The organism is Nonomuraea sp. NPDC050328, from assembly GCF_044459405.1.
GTDB lineage: Bacteria > Actinomycetota > Actinomycetes > Streptosporangiales > Streptosporangiaceae > Nonomuraea.
In genome coordinates, this window is the sequence record NZ_JBITIW010000007.1 from 475997 (window position 1) to 494214 (window position 18218).

The following is an 18218-nucleotide window of genomic DNA, read 5'->3' on the forward strand; positions in this document are numbered from 1 at the left end:
GGGCGCATGCGCGTTCGTTGGTGGAAGATTCTGGGTCTGGCCGGAATGGCCGGAGTGGCCGCGACCGGCGTGGTGATCGCCCGGGCCGAGCGGCGCCGGCGCGCCTACACGCCGGACGAGATCCGGGTACGGCTGCGCGAGAAGGTGAGCGAGGTCGACGCTCAGGCCGAGGGCTTCAAGTCGTAGACGAAGACCACCTCGGGATAGGCGGGGTTGTCGTGGTAGCTCTGGATGCCCAGCGAGTAGCCCCGCTGGTAGTTGACCACCCACGGCACCGCGGCCAGCGCCAGGTCGTCCAGGATCCGCCCGGTCAGCTTGGCGTAGACGCGCTCGGCGCCCTTGCGGTCGGTCGCCGACAGCACCGGCAGCGAGTCGATCAGCCGGTCCAGCTCGGCGTCGGCGGCGAAGGTCAGGTTGAAGGTGGGCTGCTCCGAGCTGCGGAAGACCGAGCCGAAGTAGGAGTAGGCGTCGGCGTAGTCGGGCCACCAGTACATGACGAAGATGTCCTGGCCGCCCTTCTTGCCCTGCTCCCACTGCTCGATCCAGGGCATCGCGCGCGCCTCCAGCCGCACGTTGAGCCAGCGCAGCGCCCGGGTCAGCGAGGTGACCAGGAGCTGCTGGTCGTCGTCGCCCTCGGCGTAGGTGAGGCTGAGGGTGAGCGGCCGGCCGCCGGGGCCGTAGCCGGCGCGGCGGAGCAGCTGCTCGGCGGCTTTGAGGTCGCGGCTCGGGCGCAGCCCCTGCTGGTGGCCGGACAGGCCCCTCGGCACGATGCCGCTGGCCGGTGAGACCGAGCCGCGCAGCGCGCGGATGAGGCCGTCGTAGTCGATCGCCTTCTGCAGCGCCTTGCGCAGCCGGATGTCGGCCAGCGGGCCGGTCCTGGTGTTGAACAGCAGCATCAGGATCTGGAACGACTGCGTGCGTGAGGTGCGCACGCCGCCGGTGGCGGTGGCTCTGCCGTACTGGCGGGAGTTGAGCCGGGGCACGAAGTTGGTCTCGCCGCGCAGGAGGCGCCGCCAGTGCTCGCTCTGGTCGCCGGAGACGTGGAACAGCACGCGCCGGTAGTGCGGGCGGTCGTCCCAGCCGCCCCAGTAGCCGTCGAAGGCCTCCAGGACCAGCTCGGCGGTCTCGCCCTTGCGCCAGGACCCGATCTTGTACGGCCCGCTGCCGCCGTCCTTTCCGCCCTTGGGGTCGATCCCGGCCGGGTCGTAGATGTAGGCGGCGTAGCCGGCGGAGACGACCAGGTCGAAGGGGACGGCGTAGGAGAGCAGGAAGGTGACGGTCAGCGGGCCGTCCACCCGGACCGCCTCGACCGGGTCCCAGATGTAGGCCGCGTCGCTCTTGGCCCGCTTGGTGCGCTCGACCGAGGCCTTGACCAGGTCGGCGTCGAGCTTGCGCCCGGTGTGGAAGAGCACGTCCTTGCGGAGCTGGAAGGTCCAGCGGCGGCCGTCGGCCGAGGAGCGCCAGGAGGTGGCCAGGCGGGGGCCGGCGCTGGTGGTGACCGGGTTCCAGACGGTGAGGGTCTCGTAGATGTTCTGCAGGGCCGCGATGTCGTTGGAGTAGGAGCAGGCCGGGTCCCAGTCGGTGATCACGTCGAGCGTCTTGCCGTACACGAACTGGGGCACCCGGGTGACCGGCGACGGCTGCGGTTCCATGGACGCGCCGGAGGTGCAGCCGGCGATCGCCAGCAGCACGACAAGGACGCCGGCCACGAGGCGGCGGCGCCGCGATTCCCGGGCCTCCATGATGCTCGGCAACCTATCGCACAAGTCCGTAGAAAACGGGACTTGTGGTGATCGTCTTGCTATCCTCTACTGATCAAACCAGCGAGGTGCCATGAGCCGCAGCCGCACGATCCGGGCGAAGATCATCGGCCTGCTGCTCGTTCCGATCATCTCCATGCTGGTCCTCTGGGGGGTGCTGGCCACGCTGACCGTCGAAGAGTCCCTGGGCTTACGCGCCTACGAGACCCTCTGGACCAACCTGCGACAGCCGACCTACCACCTCGTCCGCGAACTGCAGCACGAGCGATTGGCCGCGGTCCGGCTGCTGCGCTCGCGCGGGCGCACCGACGCCGACGTCGACCGGCAGGCCTTCCTGCTGCAGCGCGCCGCCACCGACGACGCCCGTGACCGGCTGCGCACCCGCTCCGCGCTGTCCATGGACGCCTCCCCCGCCATCGGCGCCCAGGTCAGGGCCACGCTCACCCAGCTCGACCGGCTGGAGGAGGTGCGCGGCGAGATCGAGGCCGCGGCGCTCGACCGCTACCACGCGATGGACTCCTACAACACCATCGTCGACTCGCTGTTCGCCCTGCACCGCAGCGTTGCGATGATCAACGACATCCCGATCTACGAGCAGTCCCGGCTGGTCATCACCCTCGGGTACGCCAAGGAGCTGCTCACCCGCGAGCAGGCGATCGGCGCCGGCCCCACCACCGAGGCCGAGCGCACCGCCTTCACCCAGCTCGTCGGCAACCGCCGCTTCATGATCGACCAGGCGCTGGCCGAGCTCGACCCGGAGCTGCGCGAGATCCAGCTCGGCATCGTCACCTCGCCCCTCTACCAGCGGGTCCGGACGATGGAGCAACAGATCATGGACGGCCGGGTCCCGGCCGGCTGGGCCGACACCAGCAAGGAGCTGGTCCGCACCTTCGGCGAGGCCGAGATGCACGCCGGCGCCACGCTCACCGCCCGCGCCGAGCCGGTGGCCGACTCGGTGGTGCTTCGCGCCATCCTCATCGGCGGCACCGGCCTCCTGCTGGTCATCGTCTCGATCATCATCTCGCTGCGCCAGGCGGCGCGGCTGTCCAAGGAGCTGGCCGAGCTGCGCCGGGCCGCGCTGGAGGTCGCCGAGCAGCGGCTCCCCCAGGTCGTGGCCAAGCTGCGCGAGGGCGCCTCGGTCGAGGTCCCGGACATCGAGATCAGGAGCAGCACCGCCGAGATCGCCGACGTCGGCACCGCCTTCGCCATGGTGCAGAGCACCGCGGTCGAGGCCGCCGTGGGGCAGGCCCAGCTCCGCGAGGGCGTGCGGCGGGTCTTCCGCGACCTGTCGCGGCGCAGCCAGGCCCTGCTGCACCGCCAGCGCATCCAGCTCGAGACCATGCAGCACCGGGCGACCGACCCGGACGCGCTGGACGACCTGTTCCGCCTCGACCACCTGACCACCCGCATGCGCCGGCACGCCGAGGGCCTGATCATCCTGTCCGGCTCGACGCCGGGCCGGGGCTGGAGCCGCCCGGTGCCGCTGCACGACGTGGTCCGCGGCGCGGCGGCCGAGGTCGAGGACTACACCAGGGTGGTGGTGGAGCCCATGCCCGGGCTCAACCTCGACGGCGCGATCGTCGCCGACACCATCCACCTGATCGCCGAACTGATCGAGAACGCCGCCCGCTTCTCCCCGCCCGCCGCCACCGTCCGCGTCCGCGGCGAGCAGGCGGCCCGGGGCTTCGCCGTGGTCGTCGAGGACCACGGGCTCGGCATGAGCGAGCAGGAGCTGGCCGAGTACAACGCGCGCCTGGCCGACCCGCCCGAGTTCGACGCCCTCAAGGACGGCGACAAGCTCGGCCTGTTCGTGGTCGGCCGGCTCGCCAGGCGCAACGACATCCGCGTGACGCTGCGCGGATCGTCTTACGGAGGGACCACCGCGATCGTGCTCATCCCCACCGCCAAGGTGATCACCCCCGCTCCGCTCAAGGCGGTGATCCATGACTGACGAGCGCTGGCTCGACGAGGAGGCCGGGCCGGTGGTCCCGGCCTACCTGCTGACCCGCGGCCGCACCGTGCCGGTCAGCGAGGCCATCGACCTCATCGCGGTCATCACCACCGTGGGCGGCTTCGCGCCGCCGCCCGGCCTCGGGCCGGAGCACCTGATCATCCTGCAGAAGTGCATCCGGCCCACCCGGCTGGTCGACGTCGCCGCCGAGCTGGCGCTGCCGATCGGCGTGGTCCGCGTGCTCGTGGGCGACCTGCACGCCCAGGAGCTCGTCCGGGTCGAGCTGCCCGCGCCCATGGAGGACCCGGGCATCCTGCTCGACGTGATCAGCGCGCTGCGCTCACTGTGAGCGGGTCAGGTCGTAGAAGAACACGACGTTCGGGTACGCCGGGTTGTCGGCGTACCCGCGCAGGCCGGCGCTGAAGGCCCGCTGGTAGGTCTGGACGTACGGCACGGCCGCGGCGGCCTGGTCCACCAGGATCTTCTCCTGGATCCTGGCGTAGGAGACCTGGGCCGCGTCGCGGTCGGTCGCCGCCAGCTCCGGCAGCGCGTCGATCGCCTGGTCGATCTCGGCGTCCTTCAGGTAGGTCAGGTTGAACTCGGTCGAGTCCTTGCTGCGGAAGACGTTGAAGAACCAGGAGAAGGCGTCCGGGTAGTCGGGGTACCAGTACATGACGAAGATGTCCTGGCCGCCCTTCTTGCCCTGGTCCCACTGCGCGTTCCACTGCATCGGGCGGGCGTCGAGCCGGACGTTGAGCTGCTTGAGCGCGTTGCTGAGCAGCGTGACCAGCAGCTTCTGGTCGGCGTCGCCCTGCGCGTAGGTCAGGGTCAGGGTGAGCTCGTCGGCGTCACGGCCGTAACCGGCGCCCTGCAGCAGCTCCAGCGCCTTGTCCGGGTCGAAGACCGGCTCGCGGCCGGGCACGTGGCCGAGCAGGCCCGCCGGGACCAGCCCGCTGGCCTTGACGCCCGCGCCCTTGAGCGCAGCGGCGAGGCCGTCGTAGTCGATCGCGAGCTGCAGTGCCTGCCGGATCGCCGGGTCGCGCAGGGGCCCGCTCTTGGTGTTGAACAGCACCAGCAGGTTCTGGAACGACGGCGTCTGCGAGGTCAGGACCGTGCCGTCGGCGGCGGCCTGACGGAAGAGCTGCGGGTTGAGCCGCGGGACGAAGTTCACCTCGTCGTTCTTCAGCAGTTGCCAGGCGGTGTTGACCTCGGGCGTGACGCGGAAGGCGACCTTGCGGTACTGCTCGGGCTTCCAGCCGCCCCAGTAGCCGTCGAAGGCCTTGAGGGTGAGCTCGGTCTCCTTGCCCTTCTGCCAGGTGTCGACCGTGTACGGACCGCTGCCGCCGTCCTTGCCGCCCTCGGGGTCGATCCCGGCCGGGTCGTAGATGTAGGCCGCGTAACCGGAGGCGGCCACCAGGTCGAGCGGGGTGGCGTACTTCAGGGTGAACTTCAGCGTCAGCGGGTCGGGCGCCTCGATCGTCTGGACCGCGTCCCAGATGTAGGCCGCGCCGCCCTTCTTCTCGATGGTGCGCTCGATCGCCTTCTTCGCCAGTTCGGCGGTGAGCGGGGCGCCGGTGTGGAACTTGACGCCCTCGCGGAGCTTGAACGTCCAGGCCTTGCCGCCCTCGGCCGAGCTCCACTCGGTGGCCAGGAGCGGCTCGGGCTTCTGGGTCTGGGCGTTGTAGCGGGTCAGGCCCTCGTAGAGGTTGGCCATGGCGATGATCTCGTTGGAGTACGAGGTCGCCGGGTCCCAGTCGGTGACGACGTCCAGGTTGGGCGCGTAGACGAAGGTGTCGTCGTTCGTGGTGGTGGCGGCGGTGGTGGTCGCCGGGGTTCCGGTCGCCGTCCCCGCCGGCTGGGGGGTCCGGTCGGCGCCGCGTACCTGACCGCCCCCGCAGGCGGTGAGCGCCAGGGCCAAGGCGCTGACGAGTAATCCCTTATGCCAACGCATTGAGGTCCTTTCCCGATTTATCATGATCTTGTACGGCACGCGGAGTTCGGCGGCCTGCATCCGGTTCACTACCGGAGGTCAAGATCGTATCGGCGCAAGCTTGCACGGATGCCGATAAATCATGATCCGGGTGGTTACTGTCGATTCATGAGTGACGTGCTGCTCCGCGGCGGCCTGATCTGGGGCCGCGCCGAACCCGCCGACCTCCTCATCCGTGACGGCCGCATCGCCCGGGTCCTGCCCTCCGACCAGCCGCCCCCGCCCGGCGAGGTCATCGACCTCACCGGCCAGCTCCTGCTCCCCGGCCTGGTCGAGGCGCACTGCCACCTCGACAAGACGTTGTACGGCGGGCCGTGGGTCCCCCACTCCGCCGACGACACCCTCCCCGGCCGCATCGCCAACGACCTCGCCCGCCGCGGCCCGCTCGGCGTCCCCAGCGTCGAACGCATCTCCGCCCTGCTCCGGACCATGCGCGGGTACGGCACGGCGCACGTGCGCACGCACACCGACATCGACCCCGAGGTCGGCCTGCGCGGCGTGGAGGCCGTCGCCGAGGCCGCCGAGGCCACCGGCATGTCCGTGCAGCAGGTGGCCTTTCCCCAGCACGGCGTGCTGGTCAACCCCGGCACCGCCGAGCTCCTGGAGGAGGCGCTCAAGAACGGCGTGGCCGCGATCGGCGGCCTCGACCCGGCGGGCGTCGACCGCGACCCCGTCCGCCACCTCGACCTCGTCTTCGGCCTCGCCGACCGCTACGGCGCCCTCCTCGACCTGCATCTACACGACGGCGGCAGCCTGGGCGCGTGGGAGCTGGAGCTGATCGCCGAACGCACCCGCGCGCTCGGGCTCGGCGGCCGGGTCGCGGTCAGCCACGCCTACGCCCTGGGGCAGATCGAGCCCGACCACCAGGACCGCCTCGCCCGGCTCCTCGCGGAGGCGGACGTCGCCCTGGTCACCGCCGCGGTCTACAGCTTCCCCGTGCCGCCGCTCAAGCGCGTGCTCGCCGCAGGCGTCACCGTCGCCTGCGGCCACGACGGCATCCGCGACCTGTGGGGACCGTACGGCAGCGGCGACATGCTGGACCGGGCGATGCACCTGGCCTACCGCAGCGCCTTCCGCCGCGACGAGGACATCGAGCTCGCCCTGCGCGCCGCGACCTACGGCGGCGCCCGCGTGCTGGGACTGAGCGGCTACGGGCTCGCCGAAGGCGACCGCGCCGACCTCGTCGCGGTCCCCGCCTCCTGCGCCGCCGAAGCCGTCGTCACCCGGCCGCCGCGCACCCTGGTCATGCACGCCGGGCGCACGGTTATCCACAGCCCGGTCGTGAAGAGTGGCTCGGTCCTGCACAATTGACCGGGCAAGGCCTTCGGACAGGCACCTGCGGAAAGGCGGAGTGGTGCTCTCAATCCAGCAGCGAATCGCGGACGAGCTGGGCGTGCGCGAAGGGCAGGTGACCGCGGCCGTCGACCTGCTCGACGGCGGCTCCACCGTGCCGTTCATCGCCCGCTACCGCAAGGAGGTGACCGGCGGCCTCGACGACACGCAACTGCGTACGCTGGAGGAGCGCCTGCGCTATCTGCGGGAGATGGAGGAGCGCCGGGCCGCGATCCTGGAGTCGATCGAGTCGCAGGGCAAGCTCAGCGACGAGCTGCGGGAGCAGATCCTAGGCGCCGAGACCAAGGCTCGGCTGGAGGACATCTACCTGCCGTACAAGCCCAAGCGGCGCACCAAGGCGCAGATCGCGCGGGAGCTGGGGCTGGAGCCGCTGGCCGACGCGCTGCTGGGCGATCCGTCCCTCGACCCCTTCGGTACGGCTTCGCCGTACGTGAAGGAGGGGGTGGAGAACGAGGGCGCGGCGCTGGAGGGCGCGCGGGCCATCCTCATCGAGCGCTTCGCCGAGGACGCCGACCTCATCGGCACCCTGCGCGAGCGCATGTGGACGCACGGGCAGGTCTCCGCCAAGGTTCGCGAGGGCAAGGAGGAGGCGGGCGCCAAGTTCAGCGACTACTTCGACTTCGCCGAGCCCTTCACCAAGCTGCCCTCGCACCGCATCCTGGCGCTCTTCCGCGGCGAGAAGGAGGAGATCCTCTCCGTCACGCTGGAGCCCGACGAGGCCGAAGAGTACGAGATGCGCATCGCCTCGCGTTTCGGCATCTCCGACCAGGGCCGCCCGGCCGATCGCTGGCTCGCCGACACCGTGCGCTGGGCCTGGCGCACCCGCATCCTGGTGCACCTCGGCATCGACCTGCGCACCCGGCTGTGGCAGGCCGCGGAGGACGAGGCCGTCCGCGTCTTCGCCACCAACCTGAAGGACCTCCTGCTCGCCGCGCCCGCCGGCGCCCGCGCCACCATGGGCCTCGACCCGGGCCTGCGCACCGGCGTCAAGGTCGCCGTCGTCGACAAGACCGGCAAGGTCGTCGAGACCGCCACCATCTACCCGCACGAGCCCAAGCGGCAGTGGGACCAGTCCCTGGCCGTCCTCGGCGCGCTCGCCCAGCGCCACGGCGTCGAGCTCATCGCCATCGGCAACGGCACCGCCTCGCGCGAGACCGACAAGCTCGCCGGCGAGCTGGTCAAGCACATGCCCGGCATCACCAAGATCGTCGTCAGCGAGGCCGGCGCCTCGGTCTACTCCGCCTCGGAGTACGCCTCCAAGGAACTGCCCGAGCTCGACGTCTCCCTGCGCGGCGCGGTCTCCATCGCCCGCCGCCTGCAGGACCCGCTCGCCGAGCTCGTCAAGATCGACCCCAAGTCCATCGGCGTGGGCCAGTACCAGCACGACGTCTCCGAGACCAAGCTCTCCCGCTCCCTCGACGCCGTCGTCGAGGACGCCGTCAACGCCGTCGGCGTCGACGTCAACACCGCCTCGGCGCCGCTGCTCACCCGCGTGTCCGGCATCGGCTCCACCCTGGCCCTCAGCATCGTCGCCCACCGTGACGCCAACGGCCCCTTCAGCAGCCGTACCGCCCTCAAGGAGGTGCCGCGCCTCGGCCCCAAGGCCTTCGAGCAGTGCGCCGGCTTCCTCCGCATCCCCGGCGGCGACGACCCGCTCGACTCCTCCGCCGTCCACCCCGAGGCCTACCCCGTCGTCCGGCGCATCCTGACCACCGTCGGCAGCGACCTCAAGTCCCTCATCGGCAACACCGCCGCCCTGCGCAGCATCAAGCCCGCCGACTTCGTCGACGACACCTTCGGCCTGCCGACCGTCACCGACATCCTCGGCGAGCTCGAGAAGCCCGGCCGTGACCCGCGTCCCGCCTTCAAGACCGCCTCCTTCAAGGACGGCGTCGAGAAGATCTCCGACCTGGCTTCGGGGATGATCCTCGAAGGCGTCGTCACCAACGTCGCCGCCTTCGGCGCCTTCGTGGACGTCGGCGTCCACCAGGACGGGCTCGTCCACGTCTCGGCCATGTCCCGCACCTTCGTCAAGGACCCGCGTGACGTGGTCAAGTCGGGGGACATCGTCCGGGTCAAGGTCCTTGACGTGGACATCCCGCGCAAGCGCATCTCCCTGACCCTCCGCCTCGACGACGACACCACCGACGCCGCCTCTTCCCCCTCCTCCCGCGGCACCGCTGGCGCCGGTGCCGGTGCCGGCCCCCGAGGCTCCGGCGTCCCCCGCGGTTCTGCCCGCTCCGACGGCCCCCGCGGCACGGGCAACCCCCGCGGTGGCGCACCAGGCGGCTCCCGCGGCGCCGGTGGTGCAGGCGGTGCCGGTGGTGGTGCAGGCGGCTCCCGCGGCGCAGGGACTTCAGCCGGCTCCCGTGGCACCGCCGACCCAGCGCGCGCCGACTCCCCGTCTCGCCGGGACTCCAACGGCGACCGCCGCGGCAATCCGTCCGACCGCCGCGACACCTCTGACCGCCGTGGCGGCGATCGCAACCGTGGCGGCCGCCCCGCCCCGTCGGGCGCCATGGCCGAAGCCCTCCGCAAGGCCGGCCTCACCAACCCCGACTCCTAGCCCCCTCCTCCGCGGCGAAGGCCACCGACCTGGCCCTTCGCCGCGGGAGCCGGCTACTTGGTCCTTCGCCGCGGGGGCGCTGCGCGCAAAGGCTCGGTCAGTCTTCCCAGGGGGCCTCCCGGCCCCCTTCGACCCCCGTTGACCACGCGATCTCAGCCCGAGATCTCCTGGGCGGAGCAGAGCCGGAGTTGCGGTCGAAGCGGGCGGCTCGTGAGCGCGGCTCAGGTCGAAGGCGGCCGAGCCGGAAGGTACCGGGCGTGAAGAATCCCAGGCCGAAGGGGTGCAGGCCTGGAAAGGGTACGGGGCCTGAGGAAGTGCAGGGCTTAAGAAGTCCCGGCCGCTGTGGAGTGCCGGCCGGGCGGAGTGGCCGCCGGGCGGAGTGGTGGCCGGGCGGAGTGGTGGCCGGGTGGCGTCGTGGGCCGTGAGACCTCCGAGCACCGGTGAGAACGGCGACGCCGCCAAGCTCGGAGGTCTTCACGAGGCCTGGTCAATCGGAGGTCTTCGTGAGGCCTGGTCAAGAGGCCGTCTTCGCGGTCCCGATCAGGGGGGACCAGACGTCAAGGTCTCGGCAGGCGCCCCTAGGCCTGGTCGATGTGGATGCCCGAGGCGAGCATCTGGGCGGTTGCGTCCACGCCGTGGCGGCCGTCGAACTCGGTGAAGGCGCGGGACTGCTCGGCGTGCACGCCCTCGACGAGTGGCGCCCACTCCCGGTGCGTGATGATCAAGAACTGGCCGTCACGCACGGCGTCGAGGACCTGCTTGCCGACCTGGTCGGGGTCGGCGCCGGTGGCCAGGAGGGCGCTGTTGCGCTCGACGATCGAGACGTCGAGGTCCGCGCCCAGCAGCTTCGCCTCGGCCTCGGGGGCGGTGACGCCCAGGCGGGTGGCGACCGTACCGGGGCAGAGGACGGAGACGCCGATGCCGGTGCCCTCCAGCTCGTCCCGCAGCACCATGGAGAAGCCGACGCTGGCGAACTTGGAGGCCACGTAGGCGCCCTGGGTGACCATGGGCACCAGCCCTGCATCGAGGCGGTGTTGAGGATGTGCGCCCGCCCGCCGCGCGCCTTGAAGCGGGGCAGGAAGGTGGCGACGCCGATGAACTGCGCCTCGATGTTGATCTTCTGGACCCAGCGCCAGACGTCGAGCGTGGTGTCCTCGATCCGGCCGCCGCCGCTGACGCCGGCGTTGCCGAACAGCAGCGAGACCGGCCCGAGGGCCGCCTCGGCCCGGTCCGCCGCGGCCTCCCACTGGGCGGCGTCGCTGACGTCCAGCTCGATCGCGGCCACCGAACCGCCGGCCTCGGTCAGTTCGCGCGCGATCTCCGCCAGCCGCTTCCCGTCGATGTCGGCGAGCGCAACGCTCGCCCCCGCGGCTACCAGCGCTCTCGCGATGCCGAGCCCGATGCCCGACGCCGCGCCGGTGACGAAGGCGACCTCTCCTGCAGGCCAGACCATGACATGCTCCTCTTCGTAGGTGTGGTTCCACGGTCGCAGGCGGGCCTCGCTTTGTTACCGGCCGAACGGCGGGGAAAAAGGCCCCGACCTGCCACGATTGGCGGGGGTGACCCTGGCGGCCGGTTCGGATGATGGAAGGGAGGCCGCGCGCCGGTGCGGCCAGGTGGAGGAACCCATGTCGCAAGCCATTCCCCGACCGCCGTTCGATCCCGAACTGGACGCCACGCTCGCGCTCATCGCCGACCAGCTACCGCCGGTCGTGACCGCCGAGATGATCCCGCTGCTGCGCCGGCACCCGTCGAACGACGTAACGGACGAGGATCTGAGCGCCACCGGGCTGACCAGGCGCGACGTCGCCATCCCCGGTTACGAGGGTGCCGAGATCACCGTCTCGGTGATCGCCCGGGACGACCACACGGGGCTCGGTCCGGGGATCTACTACACGCACGGCGGCGGCATGGTCGCCGGGAGCCGCTTCTCCGGGCTGCACGACACCCTGCGGTGGATCGTCGACCACGACGCCGTCATGGTGACCGTGGAGTACCGGCTGGCTCCGGAGCACCCCGACCCGTACCCCGTCGAGGACTGCTACGCCGGTCTCGTGTGGACCGCCGAGCACGCGGCCGAGCTCGGGATCGACGCCGGGCGGCTGATCATCGCGGGCGCGAGCGCGGGCGGCGGGCTCGCGGCGGGCACCGCCCTGCTGGCCCGCGACCGGGGCGGCCCCGCGCTGGTCGGGCAGGTCCTCATCTACCCCATGCTCGACGACCGCGACCAGACCGTCTCCACCCTGCAGATGGACGGCGTCGGCCTTTGGGACCGGGCGAGCAACGTGATGGGCTGGACCGCCCTGCTCGGTGAGCGGCGCGGCACCGAGAACGTCTCGATCTACGCGGCCCCGGCTCGTGCGACCGACCTGGGCGGGCTGCCGCCCACCTACATCGAGTGCGGCTCGGCCGAGGTCTTCCGCGACGAGAACGTGGAGTACGCCATGGGCCTGTGGAAGGCGGGTGGCCAGGCAGAGCTGCACGTGTGGCCGGGCGGGTTCCACGGTTACGACCTCGCCGCGCCTCACTCGGCCCTCGCCCAGGCGACGGTCGCCACGCGGAACGCCTGGGTGGCCAAGATCCTCGGTAAGTGATCACCGAAGTGCCGGTGACCGGCCTGCTTCGGAAAGCGCCCGAGAGCAGGCCGGTGGCCGTGGGCGGCCCGGTGGCCGTGGGCGGGAGGACGGCTGTGCGCGGGAGCGGTGGCCGTGGGCGGGAGGGTGGCCGCGGGTGGGCCGGTGGGCGTGGTTCTTGGACGGGCCCCGGAGGCGCGCTCGACCTGCGGGTATGTTGGGGTGACAGGCCGAGGGAGCAGACATGCAGGATCTCGTCGGACGCCTCACCGCCCTTGACCCCGATGCGAGTGAGACGCTCAAGGTCATCGCCTACTTCGACACGCTGAACGCGGGCGGAGCGGGCCTCGACGGGCTGCTCCGCGGGGCCGCGGTGCTGTCGGGCGTCGTCGCCGGCGCCGAACGGCGGGGCCGCACCACCCGCTACAGCCCGCGCGGCCTGCACGTCACCGACACCGAGATCCACCGCTCGCTCCAGCGCACCACCCGCAGCGGCTCGGTCTGGCTCGAACGCGTCGGCCCGCCCCACGCCAACGACGAGATGATCCTGGAACGGCTCGGCCTCGCCGTCGATCTCGCCGAAGCGCGCCGCAACCCGGAAGGCGCCCTCGAAACCGCCCTCGACGCCGGAACACCCGTCTCCGAACGCGCCAAAGCGCTCGCCAGGCTCCGGGTCCGCCCGAACGCGCGCATCCGGCTCATCGCGACGGCCACGGACGCGCCCGTCATGAGCGCGCCGTCCACCGTGATGCCGACCCGCTTCGGCATCCTGCGCGCCACCCTCGACCTGACCGGTGAGCTCGCGCCCACCGAACCCGCCGGGATCGGGCCGCGGCTCAACGCCGAGCGGGCGCCCGAGTCGTGGGAGGGCGCCGTCATCGCCTACCGGCTCACCGACCCGAAGTCCCCCGTCGTGGACGCCACCGACATCGGGGCACTGCTGATCCTCGCCCAGGCGTACGATCCGCGGGAGCCGCACGACGACGTCCGGGCCCTGGCCGCCCTCGATCCGCGGTCGGCCGACATCGCCCGGGTCCTGGTCGAGTCGGACAGCGTGCGGTCGGCGGCGGCCAGGCTGGGGATGCACCACTCGACGATGCAGGCCAAGCACGAGTCGCTGACCCGGGCCCTCGGGTACGACCCGCGCACGATCACCGGGCATGCCCGCTACATCGCCGCCGCGCTCCTGCTCCGGCTTTCCGACCCGTTCTGAGGGCACCCCTGAGCGGCGTGCCCAGCCGTACCAGAAGTGGGTTGTTACCTTTGTACGGCTTCGCCCGTCATAGGGGTGGTCGCCGGCCCTCATGGCCGTCGGACCGCACCGAGACGGGAGATCAGAATGCTGACAGGAATCATGTACGTGACGGTCCACGTCACCGATCAGGAGCGGGCGCTCAAGTTCTACACCGAGGGGCTCGGCCTGGAGAAGCGCCTCGACTTCCCGGGGCCGGAGGGGCGGTTCCTCACCGTGGGGGTGGGCGACAGCCCGGTGCAGATCCTGCTGTGGCCCCGCGCGCAGGGTGAGGAGGCGCAGGCCTCGGCGATCGCGGCGTTGTTCCTCGAGTCCGAGGATCTGCGGGCGGACTTCGAGGTGTTCCGCCAGAGGGGCGTCGAGTTCGAGCAGGCCGAGCCGGAGGACTACCCGTTCGGGGTGCGGATCGAGGCGGTCGACCCGGACGGGAACCGGATCGCGCTTCGCCAGCCGCTTCGCCGGTAGCAGTGCAGGGACGTGGGCGAGCCCTGGCCGGGCCACCAGGAAGCGGAGTTGAGGAGGGTGCGAGGTGACTGACGCCCGTCGGGTGGAGCTGTTGGCCGAGGCGTTCGAGGCGCAGCGGGGACGGCTGGGCGCGGTCGCCCATCGCATGCTGGGCTCGCACGTGGACGCCGAGGACGTGGTCCAGGAGGCCTGGATGCGGCTGGTACGGCAGGACGCCGCGGGCATCGGCAACCTGGCGGGCTGGCTGACCACGGTGGTGGGGCGGATCAGCCTGGACGTCTTGCGGTCCCGGCAGGCGCGACACGAGGCGTCCTACGGCGACGGCCTGGCCGAGGTCGTGGTCACCGTGGACGAGGGCGGCGCGCCCGAGGAGGCCGCGGCGGTGACCGACTCCGTGGGGGTCGCGCTGCTGGTGGTGCTGGACGTGCTCGGGCCCGCCGAGCGGGTGACGTTCGTGCTGCACGACCTGTTCGGCGTGCCGTTCGCGGAGATCGGGCAGATCCTGGGCAAGTCGGCGGACGCCACGAAGATGATCGCCAGCCGGGCCCGGCGGAAGGTGCGCGAGGCCGAGCGGCCGGTGGTCGCGGGGCGGGAGCAGTGGCGGGTCGTCAAGGCCTTCCGGGCGGCGACGACCGGCGGGGACTTCGAGGCGTTGCTGCGGGTGCTCGATCCGGACGTACGGCTGACCGTGGACACTCCGGGCGGCAGGGTGGTCACCCTCGGAGCCACCGCCGTGGCGACCGGGGCGAAGTCGGTGTCCGGAGCCGTGGTCAGCTACCAGGCCGTGCTGGTCGGCGGGCGGCCGGGATACGTCTCATGGCGGGAGGACGGCACGGTGCTCTCAGTGATCTCGTTCACGGTGAGCGGGGAGCAGATCACCGGGATCGCGATCGTGGTGGACCCGGACAAGCTGGCCGGGATGGGGTTGCCGGGTCCGGCGGGCGGCAGGGCCTAGAGGCGGTCGTTGGCTCGGAGGGTTTGGAGGGCGGCGACGGTGGCGTGGCCGCGCCAGTCCAGGGCTCCGGACGGGGAGATGCGGGCGTAGTCCACGATCCAGCCGCCGTCCTCCTGCTGGAGGGCGGCCAGGCGGTCGAGGTCGGCGGAGATGAGCGCGGGGGTGAAGAGGTCGCGGGCGGGGCGGCCGGGATGGGGGGCGAAGTCGAGGGGGCGGAGGGCCTCGTCGGCGGTGCCACCGGCCACCGGGACGATGCCGTCGGGCGGGAGGTGCTTGGCCAGGCCCCCCAGGAGGTCGAGGGCCTCGGGGTGGGCCGAGTGGGCGGCGTCGAGGAAGCGGATGGCGAAGGCCAGGACGTAGGCGGGCGGCTGCTCGTCCAGGGCGGCGATGGCGTCGAGGCAGTAGCGGGTGGCGCGGGCGAGCCAGGGGTGGGCGGCGACCCGGGGGGCGTGCGCGGCGACGCGCCAGGCGGCGGCCGCGGTGACCGAGGTGATCTGCAGGGCCGAGGCGGTGGGGTCGGCGTTCTGCCACCAGGGGGCGCTGGCGTCGGGGTAGGTCAGGGGCAGGGCGAACGGCAGGCCGCCGTCGGGCAGCGTGATCGACCCCAGCCAGTCGCACAGCTCGACGGCTCTCGGTGTGGTGGCGAGGGCGACGTCTTCCAGGACCTCGAAGGCGTGCAGGGCGGCGCCGGGCTGGCTCTCCGGGGAGCGGAGGTCGGCTTCCAGGCCCCAGCCGTAGCCGCCGTCGGGGTTGCGGTAGCCGTCCAGGGCGGCCAGGACGGGTGCGGGGTCGGCGGGGTGGTCCTGGACGAACAGCAGGCCGAAGCGGCGGCGGTCCAGGACGCGGGCGTGGCCGGCCAGGAAGGTGGCGGCTCGGGCGAGGTCGACGGTCATGAACCCATCCTTACCGCTCGGCTGGGGCCAGGCCGCGGAAGGTCGCCGGGAGACCTGAAGGCGCCCCGGCCCGAAGGAGGGCCGGGGCACCGTTGTCAGATGAGGGTCAGCGGAGGCGGTGGTCGTCCGAACCCTCGACGGCGGGCCGGCTCTCAGGGGTGGCGGCGGTCAGGGCCGCCGTCGAGGACCGGTCCGGGATGGCCCGCAGGTTGAAGGCGAACCGGGCCGTCGAGTCGGCGATGGCGTCGGAGTTGACGTCGAGCGCCGTCTTGTCGATGTTGGTGATCGTGTCGCACACCGAGTGGTAGCACGGGTCGTACGGCGCGCCTGCCGTACCGCCGAAGAGCGCCGCCTCGGCCGGCGTCTTGATGCCCTCGGCGCCGGTGAAGATGCCGCCGGAGGGGATGCCGACCCAGTTGAAGGCGTCGTAGTCGGAGCGGGCGTCGAAGTCGGTGCCCACGTGGCCCACGCCGCGCTTGTCGAAGAAGCTCTCGAGCTGCTTCTCGATCTGGGCGGCGCCGGGCGGCCCGGCCGGGGAGCCGACGCCGTCGGAGTCGTCGCCGTCGTAGATCTTGATGGCGTAGTTGGGCGAGGCCACCATGTCGAAGTTCAGGTAGACACGGATGCGGTCCTGCTCGGCCTGGGACAGGCCGCGGACGTACTGCTCGGAGCCGAGCAGGCCGATCTCCTCGGCGCCCCAGAAGCCGAAGCGCACCTTGTAGCGCACCGGGATGTGGCGGAGCTGGAGGGCGGTCTCGAGGATGGCGGCGGTGCCGGAGCCGTTGTCGTTGATGCCCGGGCCCTCGGGCACGCTGTCGAGGTGCGCGCCGACCATGACGACGTTGCGCGGGTCGCCGAAGCGGGTCTCGGCGATGACGTTGGTGCTGGTGCCGAAGGTCGTCGTGGTGTCGGTCTTGATCCGCACGGTGGCGCCGGGTGCGGAGGCGAGTTCCTGGCCCACGGCGAAGTCGGCGAAGACCATGGGCCCGCCGCGCCACTCGCCGAGCGGGAGCTCGTAGGCGTCGGTGCGGCCCGGCTGGCCCTCGTTGAAGATGATGACGCCGGCGGCGCCGGCCCAGTCGGCGTTGCGCAGCTTCTGGGTGAAGGGGCAGGTGCCGCGCTGGATGAGCGCGATGCGCCCGCGGACGAAGCCGGTGAAGTCGGAGCGCTCGCAGCCACTCGTGGAGGAGGGCGTGGGCGTGGGCGGCAGGGTGAGGTCGACGCCCTGGACCTGGGCGGTCACGTCGCCGCTGGGCGAGGCGTTGACGGTGAAGAAGTCGGTGCCCGGCACGTAGGCCTTGGCGTTGGGGGCGGTCTGCTGGAAGACCGTGGGGGTGTTCTCGACCCAGTTCTCGACGTACTTGATCGGCTGGACGGTCACCTTGTAGCCGGCGCGGCGCAGGGTCTGGGCGACGTAGTCGCTGGAGGCGGCGTAGCCGGGGGTGCCGACGGCGCGGTTGCCGCCGTTGGCGTCGGCGATGGCCTGGAACTTCTCGAGGTGCTTGTGGACGTTCTCCCCGGTCACCTTCTTGACGAGGATCTTCGCGAAGATGTCGTCGAGGGTGCCCGCCTCGGCGGGGGTGCCCAGGGCGGCGGACAGGGTCACGGCTGCCACGGCCGCGACAGCGGTTCTCAGACGTAAGAGGCGCATGCTTCATCTCCCGGATCGGACAAGATCTGTGATGGACGGTAAAGGCAGATTCGTCCTTGGGCTAGAGGTCATGGCCACATACGGACAGGCGCTATGCTGCAGTCTGAATGTGAGCGCCTGACAAAGCGTGGCAAAAGGGAGAGCGCGACGATGTACAAGGAATTCGCTGCCGAGGCCGTGGTCTGGGTCGTCCCGATCGTCGTCCTGATCGGGCTCGCCTTGATGATCACCGCTCCCTGACCCGACCGGCGCGACCCAGCCGTCTGGCCCTTCGGCCAGACGGCTTTTGTCGTCAACCGGGCAGGAAACGCCGACTCACACGTAGTAGCGGTAGTTGGTGACCGCGTAGACGTACGGTGACCAGCGGCTCAGGTCGCCGTCGAGCCAGCGGTCCCAGTAGTTGTCCAGCTTGGCGGTCCGGATGGTGCAGGCCGCCCAGCGCACCCGCTTGGCGTTGATCCGCCCGATGTAGTCGGTGCAGCTGCCCATCTTCTTCCCGTTGACCTTCACCGAGAGGGTGAGGCGGGCGTTGAAGAGGTTGCTCCGGGAGATGTTGGTGACGCGGACCTTGGCCCGGCAGGTGTCCTTGCAGCGCCCGATGTAGAGCTTGAGCCGGATGTGCCGGCTCTGCGAACCGTCCGATAACTCCACCGAGACGGCCGGTGCGGCCGCGGCCGCCGGCTGGGCGGCGATCAGCGTCGTGGGCGCGGCAACCGGCCCCCCCCCCCCGCCGACGCGACGCGTCAGGTAGAGTGGGGGCCCCCACCGGTACCAACACGCGATTAAGCCCCAAATAGGCACCCGGGCAA

At 71.5% G+C, this 18218-nt stretch carries 14 protein-coding genes and 1 pseudogene; 9 read left to right on the forward strand and 6 right to left on the reverse strand.

The window, feature by feature from the left end:
• Window positions 1–6 precede the first annotated feature (6 nt).
• Window positions 7–186 (forward strand): hypothetical protein, encoded by a 180-nt coding sequence (locus ACIBG7_RS27520; RefSeq protein ID WP_357932201.1) that lies wholly within the window; start codon window positions 7–9, stop codon window positions 184–186.
• On the opposite strand, the gene ACIBG7_RS27525 is transcribed toward ACIBG7_RS27520, so the two are convergent.
• Complete coding sequence (locus ACIBG7_RS27525) at window positions 162–1742, reverse strand: ABC transporter substrate-binding protein (protein ID WP_397338124.1); 1581 nt, start codon at window positions 1740–1742, stop codon at window positions 162–164. The two genes, ACIBG7_RS27520 and ACIBG7_RS27525, sit on opposite strands and share 25 nt — an antisense overlap.
• A gap of 91 nt (window positions 1743–1833) precedes the next feature.
• On the opposite strand from ACIBG7_RS27525, the gene ACIBG7_RS27530 reads away from it, so the two are divergent.
• Both ACIBG7_RS27530 and ACIBG7_RS27535 read left to right on the forward strand, forming a co-directional pair.
• The gene (locus ACIBG7_RS27530; RefSeq protein WP_357932195.1) at window positions 1834–3711 is read left to right on the forward strand and encodes a nitrate- and nitrite sensing domain-containing protein; all 1878 of its coding nucleotides are present in this window, start codon (window positions 1834–1836) and stop codon (window positions 3709–3711) included.
• On the forward strand, window positions 3704–4060 hold the full coding sequence (locus ACIBG7_RS27535) for a DUF742 domain-containing protein (RefSeq protein ID WP_357932193.1): 357 nt from the start codon (window positions 3704–3706) through the stop codon (window positions 4058–4060). The genes ACIBG7_RS27530 and ACIBG7_RS27535 overlap by 8 nt, the downstream gene beginning before the upstream one ends.
• On the opposite strand, the gene ACIBG7_RS27540 is transcribed toward ACIBG7_RS27535, so the two are convergent.
• On the reverse strand, window positions 4052–5662 hold the full coding sequence (locus tag ACIBG7_RS27540) for an ABC transporter substrate-binding protein (protein WP_397338125.1): 1611 nt from the start codon (window positions 5660–5662) through the stop codon (window positions 4052–4054). The genes ACIBG7_RS27535 and ACIBG7_RS27540 overlap by 9 nt on opposite strands.
• A 147-nt stretch (window positions 5663–5809) precedes the next feature.
• Here ACIBG7_RS27540 and ACIBG7_RS27545 point away from each other — a divergent pair, with 147 nt between their 5' ends.
• Window positions 5810–7012, forward strand: a complete 1203-nt coding sequence (locus tag ACIBG7_RS27545) for an amidohydrolase (RefSeq protein ID WP_357932188.1) — start codon at window positions 5810–5812, stop codon at window positions 7010–7012.
• A gap of 40 nt (window positions 7013–7052) precedes the next feature.
• Window positions 7053–9620, forward strand: coding sequence for a Tex family protein (locus ACIBG7_RS27550; protein ID WP_397338126.1), 2568 nt, complete (start codon window positions 7053–7055; stop codon window positions 9618–9620).
• A gap of 578 nt (window positions 9621–10198) precedes the next feature.
• On the opposite strand, the pseudogene ACIBG7_RS27555 reads toward ACIBG7_RS27550, so the two are convergent.
• Window positions 10199–11073 (reverse strand): annotated as a pseudogene (locus ACIBG7_RS27555) (SDR family NAD(P)-dependent oxidoreductase).
• Window positions 11074–11248: 175 nt separating this feature from the next.
• On the opposite strand from ACIBG7_RS27555, the gene ACIBG7_RS27560 reads away from it, so the two are divergent.
• The 4 genes from ACIBG7_RS27560 to ACIBG7_RS27575 all read left to right on the forward strand — a co-directional run bounded on the left by ACIBG7_RS27560 (window position 11249) and on the right by ACIBG7_RS27575 (window position 14865).
• Window positions 11249–12214, forward strand: coding sequence for an alpha/beta hydrolase (locus tag ACIBG7_RS27560; RefSeq protein WP_397338127.1), 966 nt, complete (start codon window positions 11249–11251; stop codon window positions 12212–12214).
• Between the two features lie 223 nt (window positions 12215–12437).
• Complete coding sequence (locus ACIBG7_RS27565; RefSeq protein WP_397338128.1) at window positions 12438–13406, forward strand: hypothetical protein; 969 nt, start codon at window positions 12438–12440, stop codon at window positions 13404–13406.
• Window positions 13407–13532: 126 nt separating this feature from the next.
• Complete coding sequence (locus ACIBG7_RS27570; protein WP_357932173.1) at window positions 13533–13910, forward strand: VOC family protein; 378 nt, start codon at window positions 13533–13535, stop codon at window positions 13908–13910.
• Between the two features lie 64 nt (window positions 13911–13974).
• Window positions 13975–14865, forward strand: a complete 891-nt coding sequence (locus tag ACIBG7_RS27575; protein ID WP_397338129.1) for a sigma-70 family RNA polymerase sigma factor — start codon at window positions 13975–13977, stop codon at window positions 14863–14865.
• On the opposite strand, the gene ACIBG7_RS27580 is transcribed toward ACIBG7_RS27575, so the two are convergent.
• The 3 genes from ACIBG7_RS27580 to ACIBG7_RS27590 all read right to left on the reverse strand — a co-directional run bounded on the left by ACIBG7_RS27580 (window position 14862) and on the right by ACIBG7_RS27590 (window position 18060).
• Window positions 14862–15758, reverse strand: coding sequence for a hypothetical protein (locus ACIBG7_RS27580; RefSeq protein WP_397338130.1), 897 nt, complete (start codon window positions 15756–15758; stop codon window positions 14862–14864). The two genes, ACIBG7_RS27575 and ACIBG7_RS27580, sit on opposite strands and share 4 nt — an antisense overlap.
• A gap of 106 nt (window positions 15759–15864) precedes the next feature.
• Window positions 15865–17373 (reverse strand): M28 family metallopeptidase, encoded by a 1509-nt coding sequence (locus ACIBG7_RS27585; RefSeq protein ID WP_397338131.1) that lies wholly within the window; start codon window positions 17371–17373, stop codon window positions 15865–15867.
• Between the two features lie 351 nt (window positions 17374–17724).
• A complete protein-coding gene (locus tag ACIBG7_RS27590; protein ID WP_397338132.1) occupies window positions 17725–18060 on the reverse strand; it encodes a hypothetical protein in 336 nt (111 codons plus the stop codon).
• Between the last annotated feature and the right edge of the window lie 158 nt (window positions 18061–18218).

What these genes read in the sequence shown, in the direction of transcription:
- ACIBG7_RS27530 (WP_357932195.1), top strand. Translation starts at nt 1,834, where the DNA reads ATGAGCCGCAGCCGCACGATCCGGGCGAAGATCATCGGCCTGCTGCTC.
- ACIBG7_RS27540 (WP_397338125.1), bottom strand. Translation starts at nt 5,662, where the DNA reads ATGCGTTGGCATAAGGGATTACTCGTCAGCGCCTTGGCCCTGGCGCTC.
- ACIBG7_RS27535 (WP_357932193.1), top strand. Translation starts at nt 3,704, where the DNA reads ATGACTGACGAGCGCTGGCTCGACGAGGAGGCCGGGCCGGTGGTCCCG.
- ACIBG7_RS27560 (WP_397338127.1), top strand. Translation starts at nt 11,249, where the DNA reads ATGTCGCAAGCCATTCCCCGACCGCCGTTCGATCCCGAACTGGACGCC.
- ACIBG7_RS27580 (WP_397338130.1), bottom strand. Translation starts at nt 15,758, where the DNA reads ATGACCGTCGACCTCGCCCGAGCCGCCACCTTCCTGGCCGGCCACGCC.
- ACIBG7_RS27565 (WP_397338128.1), top strand. Translation starts at nt 12,438, where the DNA reads ATGCAGGATCTCGTCGGACGCCTCACCGCCCTTGACCCCGATGCGAGT.
- ACIBG7_RS27520 (WP_357932201.1), top strand. Translation starts at nt 7, where the DNA reads ATGCGCGTTCGTTGGTGGAAGATTCTGGGTCTGGCCGGAATGGCCGGA.
- ACIBG7_RS27525 (WP_397338124.1), bottom strand. Translation starts at nt 1,742, where the DNA reads ATGGAGGCCCGGGAATCGCGGCGCCGCCGCCTCGTGGCCGGCGTCCTT.
- ACIBG7_RS27570 (WP_357932173.1), top strand. Translation starts at nt 13,533, where the DNA reads ATGCTGACAGGAATCATGTACGTGACGGTCCACGTCACCGATCAGGAG.
- ACIBG7_RS27545 (WP_357932188.1), top strand. Translation starts at nt 5,810, where the DNA reads ATGAGTGACGTGCTGCTCCGCGGCGGCCTGATCTGGGGCCGCGCCGAA.